General features: G+C 61.2%; 20 protein-coding genes and 1 pseudogene. 14 read left to right on the forward strand and 7 right to left on the reverse strand.

The window, feature by feature from the left end; all coding sequences use genetic code 11:
* Positions 1–204 precede the first annotated feature (204 nt).
* The 9 genes from ACNFIC_RS02850 to ACNFIC_RS02890 all read left to right on the forward strand — a co-directional run bounded on the left by ACNFIC_RS02850 (position 205) and on the right by ACNFIC_RS02890 (position 9,324).
* Complete coding sequence (locus ACNFIC_RS02850; protein ID WP_416779777.1) at positions 205–717, forward strand: GNAT family N-acetyltransferase; 513 nt, start codon at positions 205–207, stop codon at positions 715–717.
* 83 nt (positions 718–800) lie between these two features.
* Positions 801–1,145 (forward strand): hypothetical protein, encoded by a 345-nt coding sequence (locus ACNFIC_RS02855; RefSeq protein WP_416779779.1) that lies wholly within the window; start codon positions 801–803, stop codon positions 1,143–1,145.
* A gap of 56 nt (positions 1,146–1,201) precedes the next feature.
* Positions 1,202–1,789, forward strand: coding sequence for a tail assembly protein (locus tag ACNFIC_RS02860; RefSeq protein ID WP_416779781.1), 588 nt, complete (start codon positions 1,202–1,204; stop codon positions 1,787–1,789).
* Positions 1,790–1,845: 56 nt separating this feature from the next.
* Positions 1,846–5,304: a host specificity protein J gene (locus ACNFIC_RS02865; RefSeq protein WP_416779783.1), complete on the forward strand. Its 3,459-nt coding sequence runs from the start codon at positions 1,846–1,848 to the stop codon at positions 5,302–5,304.
* A 321-nt stretch (positions 5,305–5,625) separates the two neighbouring features.
* On the forward strand, positions 5,626–6,453 hold the full coding sequence (locus ACNFIC_RS02870; RefSeq protein ID WP_416779785.1) for a hypothetical protein: 828 nt from the start codon (positions 5,626–5,628) through the stop codon (positions 6,451–6,453).
* Between the two features lie 9 nt (positions 6,454–6,462).
* Complete coding sequence (locus ACNFIC_RS02875; protein ID WP_416779787.1) at positions 6,463–7,917, forward strand: tail fiber domain-containing protein; 1,455 nt, start codon at positions 6,463–6,465, stop codon at positions 7,915–7,917.
* A gap of 60 nt (positions 7,918–7,977) precedes the next feature.
* On the forward strand, positions 7,978–8,607 hold the full coding sequence (locus ACNFIC_RS02880; protein ID WP_416779789.1) for a glycoside hydrolase family 19 protein: 630 nt from the start codon (positions 7,978–7,980) through the stop codon (positions 8,605–8,607).
* Entirely contained in the window at positions 8,604–9,110 is a 507-nt protein-coding gene (locus ACNFIC_RS02885; RefSeq protein WP_416779791.1) for a DUF2514 domain-containing protein, read from the forward strand. Before ACNFIC_RS02880 ends, ACNFIC_RS02885 begins: the two co-directional genes overlap by 4 nt.
* A 25-nt stretch (positions 9,111–9,135) precedes the next feature.
* Positions 9,136–9,324, forward strand: a complete 189-nt coding sequence (locus ACNFIC_RS02890) for a hypothetical protein (protein ID WP_416780036.1) — start codon at positions 9,136–9,138, stop codon at positions 9,322–9,324.
* Positions 9,325–9,677: 353 nt separating this feature from the next.
* Here ACNFIC_RS02890 and ACNFIC_RS02895 read toward each other — a convergent pair.
* Positions 9,678–9,835, reverse strand: a pseudogene (locus tag ACNFIC_RS02895) (site-specific integrase); the annotation flags it as partial.
* 394 nt (positions 9,836–10,229) lie between these two features.
* Here ACNFIC_RS02895 and ACNFIC_RS02900 point away from each other — a divergent pair.
* Positions 10,230–10,595, forward strand: a complete 366-nt coding sequence (locus ACNFIC_RS02900) for a hypothetical protein (RefSeq protein ID WP_240791699.1) — start codon at positions 10,230–10,232, stop codon at positions 10,593–10,595.
* 181 nt (positions 10,596–10,776) lie between these two features.
* Complete coding sequence (locus ACNFIC_RS02905; RefSeq protein WP_416779793.1) at positions 10,777–11,277, forward strand: methylated-DNA--[protein]-cysteine S-methyltransferase; 501 nt, start codon at positions 10,777–10,779, stop codon at positions 11,275–11,277.
* On the opposite strand, the gene ACNFIC_RS02910 is transcribed toward ACNFIC_RS02905, so the two are convergent.
* A complete protein-coding gene (locus tag ACNFIC_RS02910) occupies positions 11,274–11,516 on the reverse strand; it encodes a hypothetical protein (protein WP_138217642.1) in 243 nt (80 codons plus the stop codon). The genes ACNFIC_RS02905 and ACNFIC_RS02910 overlap by 4 nt on opposite strands.
* Positions 11,513–12,256: a carbon-nitrogen hydrolase family protein gene (locus tag ACNFIC_RS02915; RefSeq protein ID WP_416779796.1), complete on the reverse strand. Its 744-nt coding sequence runs from the start codon at positions 12,254–12,256 to the stop codon at positions 11,513–11,515. The genes ACNFIC_RS02910 and ACNFIC_RS02915 overlap by 4 nt, the downstream gene beginning before the upstream one ends.
* Positions 12,257–12,353: 97 nt before the next feature.
* Between ACNFIC_RS02915 and ACNFIC_RS02920 the strand changes: the two genes are divergently transcribed.
* Together ACNFIC_RS02920 and ACNFIC_RS02925 are read left to right on the forward strand one after the other, a co-directional pair.
* A complete protein-coding gene (locus ACNFIC_RS02920; RefSeq protein WP_416779797.1) occupies positions 12,354–12,863 on the forward strand; it encodes a DUF2867 domain-containing protein in 510 nt (169 codons plus the stop codon).
* Between the two features lie 85 nt (positions 12,864–12,948).
* Complete coding sequence (locus ACNFIC_RS02925) at positions 12,949–13,644, forward strand: metallophosphoesterase (protein WP_416779799.1); 696 nt, start codon at positions 12,949–12,951, stop codon at positions 13,642–13,644.
* On the opposite strand, the gene ACNFIC_RS02930 is transcribed toward ACNFIC_RS02925, so the two are convergent.
* Positions 13,622–14,236, reverse strand: coding sequence for a LysE family translocator (locus ACNFIC_RS02930; protein WP_416779801.1), 615 nt, complete (start codon positions 14,234–14,236; stop codon positions 13,622–13,624). The two genes, ACNFIC_RS02925 and ACNFIC_RS02930, sit on opposite strands and share 23 nt — an antisense overlap.
* 85 nt (positions 14,237–14,321) lie before the next feature.
* Positions 14,322–15,125, reverse strand: coding sequence for an AraC family transcriptional regulator (locus tag ACNFIC_RS02935; RefSeq protein WP_416779803.1), 804 nt, complete (start codon positions 15,123–15,125; stop codon positions 14,322–14,324).
* 121 nt (positions 15,126–15,246) lie between these two features.
* On the opposite strand from ACNFIC_RS02935, the gene ACNFIC_RS02940 reads away from it, so the two are divergent.
* Positions 15,247–15,870, forward strand: coding sequence for a LysE family translocator (locus ACNFIC_RS02940; RefSeq protein ID WP_138217648.1), 624 nt, complete (start codon positions 15,247–15,249; stop codon positions 15,868–15,870).
* Positions 15,871–15,991: 121 nt separating this feature from the next.
* Here ACNFIC_RS02940 and ACNFIC_RS02945 read toward each other — a convergent pair whose 3' ends face one another.
* Together ACNFIC_RS02945 and hbdH are read right to left on the reverse strand one after the other, a co-directional pair.
* The gene (locus ACNFIC_RS02945) at positions 15,992–16,267 is read right to left on the reverse strand and encodes a peptidylprolyl isomerase (RefSeq protein ID WP_133323846.1); all 276 of its coding nucleotides are present in this window, start codon (positions 16,265–16,267) and stop codon (positions 15,992–15,994) included.
* 58 nt (positions 16,268–16,325) lie between these two features.
* Positions 16,326–17,096 carry a 3-hydroxybutyrate dehydrogenase gene (gene hbdH, locus ACNFIC_RS02950; RefSeq protein ID WP_138217649.1) on the reverse strand — a complete coding sequence of 257 codons (771 nt, stop codon included), beginning with the start codon at positions 17,094–17,096 and terminating at the stop codon, positions 16,326–16,328.
* Between the last annotated feature and the right edge of the window lie 35 nt (positions 17,097–17,131).

The following is a 17,131-nucleotide window of genomic DNA, read 5'->3' on the forward strand; positions in this document are numbered from 1 at the left end:
AGGTGTAGGGAAGCACAACGCTACTACGGCGGCGAGCAGGCTGCTTACTGGCTTTCCGTCCAGGGTGGATGGGTGGACAGTGTAGTGGAAGTGGCTTGCGGTAGCAGGCTCTGTGCTGTAGGTGGTGACACTGCGGGGTTGCACGCTTACCCTGAGTGCGATCTGATGCTTCATCTGGGAAAACCACCACAAAGGAGTGCGTGCATGAGCGTTTTGGTACACGAAGTGCAGCTGGAATCAGTAGAGCGCACTGTTGCAGTCGATGTGGGAACAAGCTTGCTACAGAACGATCCGAATAGTCCGTTCCACGCGGTGGTTGATAATCAGGACTTGATCGAGGAGCGTTGCCTATTGATCTGGGCTGATATTGAAACGCCTACGTTGAAGACTACCGGTCGCGTTGGATTTTGTACCGTTCGTGTATGTGAAGAGTTTGTAGAGCTGTATCGTTTCTATGTCGCTCCGGATTTTCGACGATTAGGGGTTGCTCGTAGAGCTTTGGCGCTACTTGCTGAATATATATCGAATGAAGGATTTTCCGAGTTCTATATTGAGGCGACAACAAAGGAAGCGTCGGAATTTTGGGCTGTTGCAGCTCGGGATTTCGCTGTTTTTGAGGCAGGCCACATGAAGTGGCGGCTAAGCTTCTCTCCTGAGGACCTCGCTGCAAGAGGGGCAAGCTCTGACGACAGCAGTCCGGAGACCGGTCCCGCATGAGCAGGCTGTCGCGCGAAGGAGTTGGTTTATTTTCGTTTGCGCGCGGCATGGTAGATTCTCTCCCATCAACAAGGAGAGATCACATGCGAGTTTTGATTTGCGCCGTAGGGCTGGCGATATTGGCGGGGTGTGTTTCGCCAAGCGATCTGAAAGCAAATTCGCCAACAACCAAAGCCGTTACCAAGAAATCGCCCAGGGAGTACGCGCTGTGTGTGTTCCCCCAATGGCAGGATGCTCGGTCAGAAGCGACGATATCTGAAACACAGAATGGATACCGTCTTGTCATTGCCGCAATGAATCTCACCGACGAATTGCTTGAGGTCTCCAAGGCTGAAGCGGGGAGTTCGGTTGTGTTCTATCAACGAGTGCCATGGATGCCTGGTGTCGGTCGTTCCGCGATCGAGGGCGCCGTTAAATCTTGCCTTTGAATCAGCACTATTCATCAGCCGCCTACGGGCGGCTTTTTTATGCCTGGAGAAATCACATGGCTGTAACTGCGGTGCATTACGCCCCGATGACAACGATCAAGCTTTCCGGCTCGCTGGCTCAGAGGTTTGGGAGAATCCATCGTAGGCTGATTGACAGCGGTGAGACCTGGGAGGCGTTCAAATCCCTCAAGGCTACGCTTCCTGGGTTTGAACAAGAGATCCGCCGATTGGATGGCATGGGCATGCGGTTTGCCATTTTCCGCAACCGCAAGAATGTCGGCCCGGACGCTATGGGGCGAGCCGGAACGCGGGAGGTTCGGATCGTGCCGGTTATTGAGGGAAGCAAGCGAGCAGGCTTGCTCCAAACGCTGGTCGGTATCGCACTGATCATTGCTGCCCCGTTCACTGGCGGGGCTACCTTGGCCCCGGGCATCGCACTGGCAGCTGGCGGAGTTATCCAGATGCTCAGCCCCCAGGCAAAAGGACTCTCCCAAAGCGCCGCTCCTGAAAACCTGCCTTCCTACGCTTTCGGCTCTGCGAAGAACACCACCGCCAGCGGCAACCCTGTACCGATCTGCATTGGTGAGCGTCGATGGGGTGGGGCGATTATTTCCGCCTCCATCTACGCCGAAGACAAGACCTGATTTGATTGCTTCACGCCAGCCGCCTCCGGGCGGTTTTTTATTGCCTGGAGGAAAGCATGGGCGCAACGAACCTCAACATCGCTGGCGCCAAGGGCGGCGAGAGCAAGCCTAAACTTCCAGTGGAGGCACCTGACAGCCTTCGCTCTACCAACATCGCCAAGATCCTGCTCGCCGTCGGCGAGGGTGAGTTCGACGGTGTCCCAACTGATCGGGACATCTACCTCGACAACACACCTATTCGCGACGGGAGCGGCAACCTCAACTTCCCAGGCGTGAAGTGGGAATGGCGCTCGGGCAGTCTTGAGCAGGACTACATTCAGGGAATCCCTGCTGTCGAGAGTGAGACGACAGTCGGTGTCGAGCTGCGCAGTGATACGCCGTGGGTGCGCTCGCTGAACAATACCCAGTTGTCAGCCGTTCGCCTGCGCTTCAACTGGCCGCGCCTGCTCAAGCAGGACACGATGGGAAACACAGGCGGGTACAAGATTCAATACGCCATTGACGTGGCCACCGATGGCGGCGCCTATGTAGAACTGCACGCTGGTGCCGTGAGCGGCAAAACCAACAACGGTTACCAGCGGTCGATCCGAATTGACCTTCCGGCCGCAACTTCAGGCTGGATGCTGCGCGTTCGCCGTATCACGCCGAATGCCAACAAGGGCACGATCGCCGACACGATGACGGTCGCTGGCTACACGGAAATCATTGACCAGAAGCTGCGCTACCCCAACACCGCGCTGCTGTACATCCAGTTCGATGCGCAGCAATTCCAGAACATCCCGGCTGTAACCGTCCGCTGCAAGGCGAAGCGCTGGCCGGTGCCCAGTAACTACGATCCCACGACCCGTACCTACACCGGTGTGTGGGACGGCACCTTCAAGCAGGCCTGGACCAATAATCCTGCGTTCGTGACGTATGGCCTCTGCGTCGAAGACCGGTTTGGCCTGGGGAAGCGCATCAAATCCTGGATGGTCGACAAGTGGGAGATGTACCGCATCGCCCAGTTCTGCGACCAGCTTGTACCGGATGGCATGGGTGGCCAGGAGCCGCGCTTCCTGTGTGACATGAATCTGCAAGGCCGGTCGGAGGCCTGGACGCTGCTGCGGGACCTCGCCGCCATCTATCGTGGCATGGTCTATTGGGCGCACGGATCGCTGTTCATGCAGGCCGACATGCCGCGTGCGCAGGACATCGACTACGTCTTCACTCGGGCGAACGTCATCGACGGTGACTTTGTCTATGGCGGCGCCGAGCGAAGCACGCACTACAGCCGTGCCCTGGTCAGCTACGACAACCCGGCCAACAACTACGACACTGACGTCATCCCGGTGACAGACCTGGCGTTGCAGCGCCGGTACCGGGACCGGCCGATCGAGATCTCGGCTATTGGCTGCACCCGCGCATCCGAGGCCCAGCGCCGTGGGAAGTGGGCTCTGCTGAGCAACAGCCAGGACCGCACCGTCACCTTCAAGACCGGCATGGAAGGCCGTATTCCTCTGCCTGGCTACGTAATCCCCGTAGCTGATGAGTTGGTGGCTGGTCGGCCAAACGGCGGACGAATTTCGGCGGCTGCCGGCCGTGTCGTGACGCTGGACCGTGACACGCCGATCAAGGCCGGTGATCGCCTGATACTGAACCTGCCGAACGGCAGCGCGCAGGCGCGCACGGTGCAGTCAGTTGATGGCCGTGCCGTGACCGTGACGACTGCATACAGCGTGCAGCCCGAGCCAGAGTTGCAGTGGGCGATCGATTACGAGGATCTGGCGGTTCAGCTTTTCCGCGTGCTGAAAACCGTGCGTACCGAGGAGGGGCAGTACGAGATAACCGCCCTGGAGTTCAATCCCAGCAAGTTCGATGCGATCGACAATGGGGCCAAACTCGAGCAGCCCAACATCAGCGTCATCCCGGTCAAGACGGTGCCGTCTCCGGCGAGCGTAAGCCTGACTTCAGAGTATTCCATCAGCCAGGGAATCGCGGTCAGCACCATGACCATCGAGTGGCCGGCGGTGGAGGGGGCTGTCGCGTACGACGTCGAGTGGCAGAAGGACGACGGCAACTGGGTGCGGCTGCAACGTGTCGGGCAGACCTCGGTTGATGTCGTCGGCATCTACGCTGGAGCCTACCTGGCCCGTGTGCGCGCAGTGAGCTCGTTCGACATCACGTCGATCTGGCGCGAGTCGATGCTTACGCAACTGAACGGTAAGGAAGGGCAGCCGCCTGCCGTCACGCATCTGACCGCTGCTAGTGAGCTGTTCTCCATCCCACTTGAGTGGGGCTTTCCCGAGGGTTCAGGGGATACACAGAGGACGGAGATCTGGTTCGGGACGAGCACCGATCGCGAGCTGTCTACGAAGCTCAGTGATCTCGCGTACCCGCAGAACAAGTACGTCATGACGGGTCTTGCGGGCGGCGTGGAGTTCTTCTTCTGGGCGCGCATGGTCGACCGCACCGGCAACATCGGCCCGTGGTTCCCGACCGCTCCAGCCGTGGTGCGCGGTATTTCGAGCACTGATCCAGGCCCGGTACTTGATTTGATCCGGGGCGAGATCGATGAGTCGATGTTTGGGGAGGAGCTCAGGGAGAAGATTGACGGGCTCCAGGATCAGATTGATTCGCTGGATGGACTCAAGGCCTACGACAAGGAATTGCCGTATGAGCAGGGCCAGATGGTCGTGGTCGATGGCCGGATCTACCAGGCTAGGGTGCCGGTTGATGCTGAGTCCTCGGGCGCAAACTCCCCGCCGAACACTGCGCTCTGGGATGACGTAGGGCAGAGCCTCGAAGCGGCCAGCGGGCTCGCTCAACAGGTGCAGACCAACACGACGAAGACCGAAGAGGTTGACGGAAAGGTCACGTCCACGGCTGAGAGCCTGCAGGTGCTGCGCGCATCGTCGCGCGATGACGACGCCGAGGGCGACCTAGCCGGCGCCCTCAAGCTGTGGGACTCGACGGCGGCTATCGCAAGAGAAAAGGTCGTTCGCACGACTGAAACCACTGCTCTTGCGCGTAGCACTGAAACTCTCACAGCCCAGGTTGGCGAAGCTAACGCATCGATCCGCCGCACCGATGAAGTAGTCGCAGGCCTCGACGGGAAGGTGTCGACCATCTCGTCATGGAAGACCGAGACGAACGTCAACGGGAAGCGGGTCGCAACTGGCATCGTGCAGGGCAGCGACGGCGAAGTCGGCAAGATCATCATGTCCGCCGATCAAGTTGTCATCGCGAACGGCCTGGACGGCCCCGAGGCTGACCTGTTCGTGTTCCAGGACGGGCAGATGTTCGTCAACACGGCGTTCATCAATACGGCCTTCATCCAGCAGCTCATTCTTGGCATGACGCTGCGCTCGCAGGCGGTTAACTCGCAAGGGCTGCCGCTGATTGAGCTGAACATGGTGACAGGTGCATTCACTGTGCGCGGACAGGACACTACAGGCTCCACGTTGATCACCAACGGCCAGGTCAATACCTACTATCCGAGCGGAAATCCAGCCACGAAGATGGGGATCGGGATATGAGAGTCGGTTTCATATCTGGGGAGGACGACGGCACTGTCATTACGGATATGACAGTGCCGATAAGTCAGATGAGCGGGTATGTTGATACGAATGCAACCAGCGGCTCGATAACCATACAGCTTCCTCCTCCTGGTCGTGAACTGTTCTACGCAATTTCCGAGCTAGGCCAGCAGGACCGGAGCTTGGGTAAAAGGCCAGGCGTTACTATGGTCGAGGGCAGCCTAAGTGCATCGATATCTTGGTCCTATTCATACGCATCCGGCTGGGGGTTCTATTCAATGAACTGCAGGATTCACTACGGCTATTTCTAAGGTGGTCTTAATGTTTATTGGGTACAAAGAAGATCAGAGCATTTTGTTCGACGCCGACAAGATCTGTTATGGGCTTCTCAAAAGCGGATACCTTGAGCGGATCACTGGATGGAGGAGGCTTAGGCTCAGGTCTATCGACCTCAATCCCGGATCGCCATCTAGCTGGGCGGAGGCAGGTACTGCAGAGCCTATTCTCGGATTTTCAGTCGAGGGGGCGGTTGCCCCGATCGTGTTCATAACTGGCAGTGGAAGTCCTTGCGGCTCATCGAAAGTCGGGGACGTTACGACTTTCTATTATATTTCCGCCAATACAAATACGAAGTTTTACTACTTCGACACTATGAGGGATTCTGGCCCTATAAACGGGGTCAAGTGCTTTCGCGAGGACGGGGTCCTGACCTTCAACTCCAGCCAGCGCCCATTGAATATAGTGGCTACCGTCACCCCGCCGCCTCCAAGGGCAGATGGTAGGTGGCCCTATCAGGGCGGAGTACGCTTCATAGGGTCCATCTTTCCGGGTGGGCCAGTGAATGTGATTAATAGAGTTGGCGTATCTTTGGGTACGTCCGAGGAGTATGCGGCGTATGTGAACTTCACTAGGACCGCTGCGGTAGGTCCGGTCGACGGTTCTTACTTTTTCCTGTCTGCCGTTCAGGAGGGAGCGTATGGAGTAGTGGGCGGAGTTGAATTTATGTTCTGTATTGCCGCCAGATCCACCGAGCTGGATCAGTCAAGAGTGGCAAACGAAGATTTCAATAGGTGGCGTGATATTCCTACTAGCCGCTACCCGAAAGCCCTTGTCATTAGAACCAGGGACTATCCTTTCCCTTACAATTGAGAATGAAATATGCCGTGGTACAGACAAGGCGCGGTGGCAATCACTGCCGGCCAAACTACAGTAGTTGGCGCAGGCGTAGACTTCGCCCTCAACTCGCGGGTTGGCGATGCGTTTCAAGGCCCTGACGGGCGCTGGTACGAGGTCGCCAACATCGCCAGCTCGACGGTCCTGAGCATCCTGCCGGCCTATCAAGGTGCTACCGTCACGGCCGGCGCATACGGGCTTGCGCCCATGCAGGGCTACGTCAAAGAGTCAGCCGATCGCCTCCGGCAATTGGTCGATCAGTTCGGCGCCGTCGGCCAGTTCCAATCGCTCAATCTCACGTCGACATCTGATGTACTGATCATGGGCGGCGTCCCTCATACTCCCGTTGCGATCGGCCCAGTCATCTCTATCGCCAAGAACGAGAACATGGTCGCAGAGTTTATCTCGGCCAGCTCCACAAGCGCCTGGGGGGGCAGGTTCAATTTCTTGCGGTCCCGTGGTACTACAGCTGAACCCACGCCGCCATCTATCGACGATACCGTCGGCGGTATCCAGTTTGTGCCATACCATGGCAGCGGATACGGCGCCGGGGCATACATCCTCGGCATTGTGGACGAGGCCGCTGTACCGGGTTCGGTTGTCCCTACTCGCATGCTATTCCGTGGCAAGGCGGTATACGCTGGGACCATGGGCGCCGTCACCCAGGCATCATACTGTGCGGAGTTCCAGGGGAGTGGCAGTGTCACGAACGGCAATCGGTTGATTTTCAGCCAGAACTCGACTTACGCAGCGGCCATGGCCGCGAACAGTACGGGCGGCACTTCCGGGCGCATGACGTTCCAGTGGATCACGCGGGCTGACGGTACGCTCCAGTCCACCCCGATGGAGATGAACTTCGATGGCTCGGTGGCATTTGGCGGTGTCGTTCGTCCGCGCACCGACAACTCCTTCACGCTGGGCAACTCGGCGCTGCGCTGGTCTACTGTGTACGCCGGCACTGGCACGATCAACACATCCGATGCGCGCGACAAGACCGTTGTGCGAGGTCTCACCGAAGCCGAGCTGGCGGCGGCGAAAGACCTTTCTCGGGAGATCGGCGCGTACAAGTTTCTCGCCTCGGTGGCCGAGAAGGGCGATGACGCCCGCGAGCACATCGGCATGACCGTGCAGCGGGCCGTCGAGATCATGGCGTCCCACGGCCTTGACCCCTTCGGTTACTCGTTCATCTGCTTCGACGAATGGGAAGACACGGTCATCGAGCATCCGGCCCAGTATGAGCAAGTTGCCACCCCTGCGCTCCTCGACGAAGAAGGTCGTGAGATTGAGCCTGGCGGCTTCGTCGACGGCGCCCTGGTCAGCGAGGCGTACACGGAGGTGGTCGTGCCTGCCGGAAACAAATACTCATTCCGCATGGACGGCCTGCTGGCCTTCATCGCTGCTGGCCTTGAAGCCCGGCTGACTGCGCTCGAAGCTGCCTGACCGCAACACCTGAACCCGTCAACCGGCCATGCGCCGGTATTTTTTTGTCTGGAGAAACGCATGACGCCTCTCACTGAGCAGCAGCTGCTGCGCATCCTCCCCAATGCCCGCCAAGTTGCGGGCATTTTTGTACCCGCCATCAACCGCGCCGCATTGCGCTGGAAGATCGATAGCCGGGTGCGCGTGGCTGCCTTCCTCGCACAGATCGGCCACGAATCGGGCCAGCTGCGCAACCTGGTTGAGAATCTGAACTACAGCGCCGAAGCTCTGGTACGTACCTGGCCAAGCCGGTTCACCCCGGAGACCGCCGCTGCGTACGCCCGGCAGCCCGAGAAGATCGCCAACAAGGTGTATGGCGGCCGGATGGGCAACGGGACGGAGTCTACCGGCGACGGCTGGCGTTTCAAGGGCCGTGGCCTGATCCAGCTCACTGGCCGCGACAACTACCGCGCCGCCGGCCAAGCATTGGGCATCCCGTTGGAAGATCAGCCCGAGCTGCTCGAACAGGCCGAACATGCCACCCAGTCCGCCGCCTGGTGGTGGGCGAAGCGCGGCCTGAACGAACTGGCCGACGCCGGCCGCATCCGGGACATCGGCAGCATCATCAACACCGGGCAGCCGGGCCGCGTGCCGCACGGCGATGCCGAGCGCAAGGCCCTGTATGAACTGGCGCTCAAGGTGCTGGCGTGAGCGGCTGGGGCGTGCGCGTAATCGCGCTGCTGCTGGTCGTCGCCTCGTATTGGGGCGCCTATCAGCACGGTCGATCAGTGGAGCGCGCAGAGGCCGGTCAGGCCTCCGCGCAGCGTGACAGCGGCGACCGCCTGGCAGAAGTGCTTGGCGAGCGCGGCGAGCGGCAGGAAGAACAACGACGCGCCGAGGCGCATGAGGAGGTAAGGGCGAATGCTCATGAACAACAAGCGGCTGCTGATGCCGGTGCTGCTGACGCTGATGCTGCTGGCCAGCGGCTGCACGACGCAGCCACAGACCTCGCGGCCTCCGTCAGTTGCCCCGGCCCGGATCCCGCCGCTGCCGCTCGAGGCCAAGCAGCCACCCGCGCCGCCATGGTGCTCTCCGACCTGCTCAGAAGGTCTGTCGAAACGAATCGAGAACTGGCGGCAGCTTATGACCACGCCCGAATAGCAGGACTGGCGTGCGAGGGCGCCTATAATGCTCTGATCAAACCACCGGGGTAGGGCAGTGAAGCGCACAGTCGAAGGGATGATCGAAGCGGGCGAGCCTCTGATACAGGAGGCGATCGCCGCGCTTCGCCGATATCACGAAGCCCAGGCCGCCGGTGAACCCGTGGAGCAGGTAGAGCGCCTGCGCGTGATCGCGGAGTCAGCTTACCAAGCCGTGACTGACTACCAGTTGTACGCGCTGGGGCATCAGCCGCTGGTCCGCCATTGATCGCTATTTGTCCAGTGCAGCGCTGTGAATCAGGATTGACTTTGGTACTGCTTAGGTTCGAGCTTGAAGCGAAGTGGAGATGATGCCAGCCAGGACGGCAGGCGGGGCGGCAGGCTGCCGGAGAAGGAAGGATCGTGGGCCAATTCTTGGGCCAATGCGTGCGTTTACGTGCGTTGTGGAGAGGCTGAAACCCCCGAAAACACTGCACTCTACACCGCTCAAAACCGCAGAAATAATCGCATGGTGATGTTAGCGGTGGAGATCAAGGAGCTTACCTATCAATAACTTACGTGGCTTCTTCGCAGCTGCGGAGCATGCTCGGACGGACCTGGAGTGTTTTCGGCCCCTGGTCAGTCGTTGGACAAGTCAATCCAGCATGCAGACGTCGATGAGCGTATCTGCACGCTATGCCCGAGCTGTTGGGCGATGAATGCGGGTTGAGACCAGACATTGGGCATATTGTGGCATAGGTGTGGCGGCAGTTATACGGGGGACGGTATCTGGACCTCAAACGGTTGGACGGCGTAGGCGGGGGGAGGCCGGATATGCAGCGCCTGGCTCACCCGGCGTGGGCGAGGGTTGCCGGCAGAGCGATATATGTCTGTCGCAGGGCACGCTACAGGTTACAGCCGTCAACCCACTGGGCGGCATATGCACATGCAGCTGCCTGCGGCGTTGTTGTGCGAGTTTGCATAGGTGTTTCATGGCGGGTACCTCGACACGTGTCTTGAGCGAGACGCGCAGGGTAATTAGGCGCCTGTTTGCGATATTCCGGCTGTGTGGCTGACCAGCGGCATGCGGCGACACTTGCCGAGGGCTACGCTTGAATCGTAAGCAAACTACTAAAAAGGTTGTGCGGGTCTGTCACTGTCCGGTTTTCCTGATGGGGGTGTTTGGAGGCTCAAATGTATCGTGTGCTGAAACGGATGAACCCGATGCTGCTAGCCATTGCTGCGGGTCTGCTGGTTGGTTGCGCCCATGATCCCGATATCCGCCAGGGGCATGACAACACCTTCGGGACCACCGCCAGAAGCCCGGCAGATTACTTGGGCTGCGTGAAAAGCGAGCTGCCTACCCACGCTACCACCTATACGGTCCAGGACCACAACGCATTGGAGCTGTTCGTCACCAGCACTGACCCGAACAAGGCCGATGGCCTGGTGCAGATCTTTGGGGCAGGCCATCTGCAGCAGTACTCGGCTTACCAGCGCGATGCGTGGTATGACCACGGCCGACTGCTCGATGCAGCGTCGGTTTGCGCCAGGACCTGACTGCGCGTCCGTCTGGCAGCTGATGCGGACGGCAAGCCGATGGGCATGGACTGTGTAGAAAGCGCCCAGCGCTGCTGGCACGTTGACGTGACGCCGCAGGCGCCTGAACGCAAGAAAGCGGATGCGCCATCGGCGCAGGCTGCGTACAGTGCGCCCTTCGATACCCGTTGCGGAGCCTGGCATGTCTTGCGCCTTTACCTTCATGCAGTCGCCGGTTGGCACCCTGACCTTGGTCGCACGCGGCGACTGCCTGGCTGCGGTGCTGTGGGAGCACGAACGGGAAAACCGTGTACGCCTGGGCCAACTGCATCGCGATGACCAGCACGGGGTACTGCGCGAGACGGCGCGGCAACTGAGCGAGTATTTCGTGGGCCAGCGCGGGCAGTTCGACCTGCCATTGGACTTTGCCGGCACCGACTTTCAGCGCCAGGTGTGGGCGGCATTGCTGACCATTCCGTTTGGTCAGACCCGCAGCTACAGCGATATCGCGCGGCAGATCGGCAATCCCGACGCGGTGCGGGCGGTGGGCGCGGCCAACGGACGCAACCCGATCTCGATCATCGCCCCCTGCCACAGGGTAATCGGCGCCTCGGGCAGCCTGACCGGTTTTGCCGGCGGGCTGCCGGCCAAGCAGTTCCTGTTGGCGTTGGAAGGCCGCCAGAGCCTGGCGCTGGCGTTCTAGCCAAGCCAGGCGCAGAGCGCCACCAGTACGGCAACCAGCACACTGCCTGCGAACAGGCTGTAGTGCCGATGCGCGCGCTGCGCGTGGGCTTCGACCTCGCGCCGGTATTGGCCAGGTGTTGGCGCATCGGGGCGATGACGCAGGCCTTCGGCGATGTCTGCCAATTGTCCGCGAATCAGCAATCCCACCAGGTAATAGGTGAGGGAGTAACCGCCTAGGACCACCATCACGTATTTCATGGCGCCAGCCTAAGCGGATGTGCCACGGCGCTGGCAGCGTGGGTGTCGAGCAGCAATAGCCCCTCGGCAGTGGCGTCCAGGCTGGCCAGCAGGTTGCCTTGGCCATCCCAGGCCGCCGACTCGCCAGCATTGACGAACGTGTCTGCGGGCCCTACGCCATTCACCATCAGCACCGGCATGCCTAGCGTGCGGGCCACGTGGGGATAGTGCTCGAAGCCTTCGCGGATGCCCTTGGTCGTCTTGGCGACGCTCACCAGGTACAACTGCGCGCCGAGTGCCTGGGCGTTTTCGGCGTGCTCGATGAACATCGATTCATAGCAGATGGCCGGGGCCAGTTGCAGCGGCCCCGAGCTGAACACCAGCGGCTGATCGCCTGGGACGAAGAAGTCCAGCTCGTCAGCGTGCAGCCGTTGCTTGGCGTAGCTCAGCGGCGCTTGCAGGGGGCGCAGTACCAGCATGCCGATCCGCACGCCGCCAGCTGGTGCGGTCAGCGGCACGCCGATGGCAGCGCTCACACCCAGGCGGTCGCACAGTGCCTGCAAGGGGGCCAGCAGCGCGGCGTCGGGAGCCATCGCAAGCTGGCGGGCGAGGGTGGGCTCGTAGCCACTCAGGGACAGCTCGGGGAATACAAGCAGCTCTGCGCCCAGGGCGGCGGCCTGTTCGATGGCGTGCAGGTGACGTTGCAGGTTGCCAGCCAGGTCGCCTTTGCGCGAGGCCAGCTGTACGGCGCAGAGTTTCACAGGTCCCGTCCTTGGTGTGCGAGGGGTACTTGAGCATACAATCGCAGCCCACGCCTTCACCAGTCGCAAGGCGCAGATTCCATGGACGGAACCCTACATGACTCACGCCGCAAGCATCCCCGCTGACTCGCTGATCGCGACTCAAGCCGCCCAAGCCAGTTTTCGTCACTGCCGGGCAATCACCTTGCCCGACACCGGCCAGCCCGCCATGGCGCATTTTCTGCGGCTGATGGGACGCATGCCGGGGTGGATAGATACGCTGATGGTGCTGCGTAACCGTTTGGTCGGGCTGTTCGGGCTAAAGGATCTCGGGCGCCTGAGCGCCATCGACCCTGCACGCGCAGCGGCCAGCTATCGGAGCGGTGAACGGGTGGGTATCTGGACCTTGCTGGTCAATACCCAGGACGAGGTGCTTTTGGTGGATCGCGATCACCACCTGGATGTGCACATCGCTTTGCTGTTGCGTCCGGCTGCCGAAGGGCATTGCCAGGTGCTGGTGAGCACGGTCGTGCGCACTCACAACCTGCTGGGGCGTCTTTACATGCTGCCGGTGGCGCCCTTTCACCGGCTCATCGCGCCAATCGCCTTGCGCCAGCTACGCGGATAAGCGCAGGACTGCCGCCGGGTACTGCAACCTGTGCCATGCTTTGTAAAACTCCACTGTATCGGCACTGCCGCAGAGGAACGATGCAATGAGCCGTTATCGGCGCATAGCCGCCAATACCCGTGGGCGCGACCTGGCTGTGGGGGATATTCACGGGCATTTCGAACGCCTGCGCCAGTGCCTGGCCCGCGTGAATTTCGATCCTTCAGTGGACCGTTTGTTCAGCGTTGGCGATTTGGTCGACCGCGGTCCGTACAGCCCGCACGCGCTGGAGTGGCTGGCGCAACCCTGGTTCCATGCGGTGCAAGGCAACCATGAGGCGCTTGCCATCAGCCATCTGCGTGGTGGGCGGGTGGACCTGGACATGTATCGGGCAGCCGGTGGCGGCTGGTTCCTGGCACTACCCAAGGCACAGCAGGAAGCCTTCGTCGAAGCGTTCCTGAACCTGCCCATCGCGCTCGAAGTTCAAACGGCGGCGGGGCCTGTGGGGTTGCTGCATGCCGACAGCCCGTTCAATGACTGGACGTTGCTGCGCGATAGCCTGTTGTACGACGATGAGCCGCAGGTTCGCGAGGTGTGCCAGTGGTCCAGGCGCAGGCTCAAGGAGGGCGACCACCATCCTGTCGAAGGGCTGCGCGCGTTGCTGGTGGGGCATACGCCGGTACTTGACGTTCAGGTATTGGGCAATGTCTGGCACCTGGACACCGGGGGCTGGCGCAGCGGCCACTTCAGTGTGCTGGAGCTCGCCTCGCTGAAGCTACTCAGCCCAGCGCCAAGCGTATGAGCATGGCGCCAGCGAGCACGATCAACAGCATACCCGAGGCGCGTTCGAGCCACGGCAACGCCAGGCCGAAGCGGCGCAGGACCTGTCGGTTACCAATCGCCAAGGCTACCAGCAGGTCCCAAGCCAGCACCGCTGTGAACATCCAGGCGCCGTAGAGTACCTTCAGCCACGCTGCGCTAGCCGCCACCAGGCTCGCCAGGCTTGCATAGAACAACGCGTTCTTCGGGTTGAGGATACCTGAGGCAAAGCCCATTCCCAGGCTTTGCAGCCAACCCGCAGCTGTCGGTTGGGCGCTGGCGGTTGCCAAGCGGCTGGAGCCGGCATGGCGCAGAAACAACTGGCCGATATACAGCAGGTAGATGCAGCCGGCCAATTGCAACGCGATGAACACCGCGCTGGCGTCCTGAAGGCTTGAAACACCTGCGAAAGCGGCGCCGATAAACACCCCGTTGGCCAGCGCGATACCCAGGCAAGCACCGCTGGCTACCCGCCAGCCGGCAGTGGCTGAGGTGCGGGCGACCAGGAAGAAATCAGGGCCAGGTGAGAGCAGGGCGAGGAAGTGGGCGGCAGCGATGATCAGGAACTGTTCCATGGTGCAGGCTTCTGGTGGGGGAAGCCGGCAGTCTGGCGCCTGGATATCGCGGGGTATTGAACAATATTGCAGGCCAGCTGCGACATTAGCGGTAGACGCCGGGGGGCACACCAGCATGGGCTTTGAACACCCGCTGGAAATGGCTTTGGTCGGCAAAGCCCAGTTGGTAAGCCACCGCTGCCAGTGGCTGGCCCTGGCGCAGAAGCTGTCGTGCCTGATTAATCCTGGCATTGAGCAAGTAGGCATGCGGCGTGAAACCAGTGGCGGCGGCAAAGGCGCGGATCAGCTGATAGCGCCCGAGCCCGGCCTGTGCCGCCAGGCTGTCCAGGCTAAGCCCGGCCAAGTCCTGGCCGTGCACGTGGTCCAGCAAGTCGTCGAGCATCGAGCAGGACAGCGCCGGGGCCTGGGGAAGCGTCGCCAGCGCTGAAAAGTCATGCTCACAGAGAAACGCTACCAGGGCTGCATCTTTTTCCTGGGGTGAAGCCGGCGAGAACAACGTGGCATTGAGCGTGCAGAACTGCCGATACAGCCTTGACGAGCGGGTCACCCGCGCCGGTGATCCTGGTGCGCCTGCATCGATCCCCGACTCCTGGCGCAGCCGTTGCAGCCAACCGGCATCCACATGCAGCATCTGGTAGCTCCAGGCCTGCCCGGGTTCCGGGTTGCAGGCATGCATCCGCTGTGCCGGCACCAGCACCAGCGTACCGGGCGTTAGCCGGGTTTCGCCGGCGCCAGTGCCGGTGAAGCGGCTGTAGCCTGCGTCCACCGCACCGATGGAGAAGGTGGGATGGCTGTGGGCCTTGTAGCAGGCACGGCTGTGGCAGGCGCGGCGGCTCTCGACATGCGGCAGGGCCGGGTCATGCCAGATCGCCTGGCTCGAAGGGGGCATGGCAAACGCCTGTGCAGTCAGGGGAAGCGCCAGTCTACTGTTGCGGTCAATCGCTGCGCCACTGTGCTTGACGCCTCCGAGGGCCAGGCGCGACGCTGGTGTCCTTTCAAGGAGAGTCAGAATGGACCTGTCGAGCCTGCTACTGTTCATCCCCGCCTGCTTCGCCCTGAACATGGCGCCAGGGCCGAACAACCTGTTGTCGCTGCACAATGCCAGCCGCTATGGCTTGCGCACTGCTTGCGTCGCTGGTGGCGGTCGTTTGCTGGCGTTCAGCGGCATGATCGCCCTGGCCGCGATGGGGCTCGCCGTGGTGCTGCACACCAGCGAGTACCTGTTCCTGACGATCAAGGTGCTGGGCGCCGGCTACCTGTTCTACATCGCCTGGCAGCTGTGGCGTGCGCCGGTGGATGCGGTGTTGGCGACGGATGAGCAGCCGCGTAGTACCTGGCGGTTGGCGCGTCAGGAATTCTGGGTGGCGGCGGGCAACCCGAAAGCGATTTTGCTGTTCACCGCTTTTTTACCGCAGTTCGTTTCCATGAACAGCGCCACGCCCGTCAGTGAACAGTTCCTCTGGCTGGGCGCGCTGTTCCTGCTGCTGGAGTGGGCTGCGATTGCCATCTATGCAGGCTTGGGCGCCTATCTTCAGCGCTGGTTCGAACGTCCTGGGCCACGGCGGGTGTTCAACCGGGTGAGCGCCTCGTTGCTGGGGTGTGCAGGCCTTGGGCTGCTGGCTGCACGGCGCTAGAACTGCCAGAGCAACCGGGGTTGACGCCACGGGTGCGCTGCTCGCGCCCAGTAAGCGCCCACGCTGTCACCTGAAAGCTGCACGCTGTATTGTCCGGCAGCCGGAGCCTTGGACATGCGTCTTAGTCGCGATAGAACGTCTGTACCAGGTGATAGCCGAACTTGCTCTTGATCGGCCCGTGTACTACCCGCAGCGGCTTTTTGAAAATCACCTGGTCGATGGCGCCGACCATTTGGCCTGGGCGTACTTCGCCCAGGTCGCCACCGCGTTTGCCCGAGGGGCAGGTGGAAAACTTTTTCGCCAGCACGTCGAAGGCCTCGCCATTGGCGATACGCTGCTTGAGCTTTTCGGCTTCTTCAGCGGTCTTGACCAGGATGTGGCGGGCTTGAGCTTTCATGGAGTACCTGTGTTTCGGGGCAAAAAGGTCTCCATTATGCCTGATCGCGTAGCCCGCGCTACTGCGCCAGCCAACCGCCATCGACGTTCCACGCCGCGCCGCGTACCTGGCTGCCGGCCTCACTGCACAGAAACAGCACCAGTTCACCTAGGTGTTGCGGGGTGACGAAAGCCAGCGACGGCTGTTTTTCGGCCAGCAGGTCGTGCTGGGCCTGGACCAGATCGCCACTCACGGCGGCGCGGTCGTCGATCTGCTTCTGCACCAGCGGCGTCAGCACCCAGCCTGGGCAGATGGCATTACAGGTTACATTGCTGGTAGCGGTCTCCAGCCCGATCACCTTGGTCAGGCCAACCACGCCATGCTTGGCAGCCACGTAAGCGGCCTTGCCGGTGGAGCCCACCAGGCCGTGCACCGAGGCAATGTTGACGATCCGTCCCCAGCCACGGGTGCGCATGCCCGGCAACGCCAGGCGACTGCCATGGAACACCGCCGAGAGGTTCAGCGCGATGATCTTGTCCCAGGCCTCGACCGGAAACTGCTCAACCGGTGCCACATGCTGGATGCCGGCGTTGTTGACCAGTATGTCCACAGCGCCGAACTCACGCTCGGCCAAACTGAACATTTGCTCGATCTGCGCCACGTCGGACAAGTCGGCCGGGTGATGCAGCACCCTCACGCCACTTGCCTTGAGCGTGGCGATGGCCGGGCCCGGGTCGCCGAAGCCGTTGAGCAGGATATTCGCCCCGGCCTTGGCCAGTACCTGGGCGATACCCAAACCGATGCCGCTGGTGGAGCCGGTGACCAGTGCGGTCTTGCCTGAGAGGGTCATGCAGTTCTCCTTGATCGATTGATGTTGCCATCTAC

The organism is Pseudomonas sp. NY15463, assembly GCF_048068415.1.
In the GTDB taxonomy this organism is placed as follows: domain Bacteria; phylum Pseudomonadota; class Gammaproteobacteria; order Pseudomonadales; family Pseudomonadaceae; genus Aquipseudomonas; species Aquipseudomonas mosselii_C.

What these genes read in the sequence shown, in the direction of transcription:
- ACNFIC_RS02860 (WP_416779781.1), top strand. Translation starts at nt 1,202, where the DNA reads ATGGCTGTAACTGCGGTGCATTACGCCCCGATGACAACGATCAAGCTT.
- ACNFIC_RS02880 (WP_416779789.1), top strand. Translation starts at nt 7,978, where the DNA reads ATGACGCCTCTCACTGAGCAGCAGCTGCTGCGCATCCTCCCCAATGCC.
- ACNFIC_RS02945 (WP_133323846.1), bottom strand. Translation starts at nt 16,267, where the DNA reads ATGAAAGCTCAAGCCCGCCACATCCTGGTCAAGACCGCTGAAGAAGCC.
- ACNFIC_RS02940 (WP_138217648.1), top strand. Translation starts at nt 15,247, where the DNA reads ATGGACCTGTCGAGCCTGCTACTGTTCATCCCCGCCTGCTTCGCCCTG.
- ACNFIC_RS02930 (WP_416779801.1), bottom strand. Translation starts at nt 14,236, where the DNA reads ATGGAACAGTTCCTGATCATCGCTGCCGCCCACTTCCTCGCCCTGCTC.
- ACNFIC_RS02920 (WP_416779797.1), top strand. Translation starts at nt 12,354, where the DNA reads ATGACTCACGCCGCAAGCATCCCCGCTGACTCGCTGATCGCGACTCAA.
- ACNFIC_RS02855 (WP_416779779.1), top strand. Translation starts at nt 801, where the DNA reads ATGCGAGTTTTGATTTGCGCCGTAGGGCTGGCGATATTGGCGGGGTGT.
- ACNFIC_RS02935 (WP_416779803.1), bottom strand. Translation starts at nt 15,125, where the DNA reads ATGCCCCCTTCGAGCCAGGCGATCTGGCATGACCCGGCCCTGCCGCAT.
- ACNFIC_RS02905 (WP_416779793.1), top strand. Translation starts at nt 10,777, where the DNA reads ATGTCTTGCGCCTTTACCTTCATGCAGTCGCCGGTTGGCACCCTGACC.
- ACNFIC_RS02870 (WP_416779785.1), top strand. Translation starts at nt 5,626, where the DNA reads ATGTTTATTGGGTACAAAGAAGATCAGAGCATTTTGTTCGACGCCGAC.
- hbdH (WP_138217649.1), bottom strand. Translation starts at nt 17,096, where the DNA reads ATGACCCTCTCAGGCAAGACCGCACTGGTCACCGGCTCCACCAGCGGC.
- ACNFIC_RS02910 (WP_138217642.1), bottom strand. Translation starts at nt 11,516, where the DNA reads ATGAAATACGTGATGGTGGTCCTAGGCGGTTACTCCCTCACCTATTAC.
- ACNFIC_RS02865 (WP_416779783.1), top strand. Translation starts at nt 1,846, where the DNA reads ATGGGCGCAACGAACCTCAACATCGCTGGCGCCAAGGGCGGCGAGAGC.
- ACNFIC_RS02850 (WP_416779777.1), top strand. Translation starts at nt 205, where the DNA reads ATGAGCGTTTTGGTACACGAAGTGCAGCTGGAATCAGTAGAGCGCACT.
- ACNFIC_RS02925 (WP_416779799.1), top strand. Translation starts at nt 12,949, where the DNA reads ATGAGCCGTTATCGGCGCATAGCCGCCAATACCCGTGGGCGCGACCTG.
- ACNFIC_RS02900 (WP_240791699.1), top strand. Translation starts at nt 10,230, where the DNA reads ATGTATCGTGTGCTGAAACGGATGAACCCGATGCTGCTAGCCATTGCT.
- ACNFIC_RS02890 (WP_416780036.1), top strand. Translation starts at nt 9,136, where the DNA reads ATGATCGAAGCGGGCGAGCCTCTGATACAGGAGGCGATCGCCGCGCTT.
- ACNFIC_RS02875 (WP_416779787.1), top strand. Translation starts at nt 6,463, where the DNA reads ATGCCGTGGTACAGACAAGGCGCGGTGGCAATCACTGCCGGCCAAACT.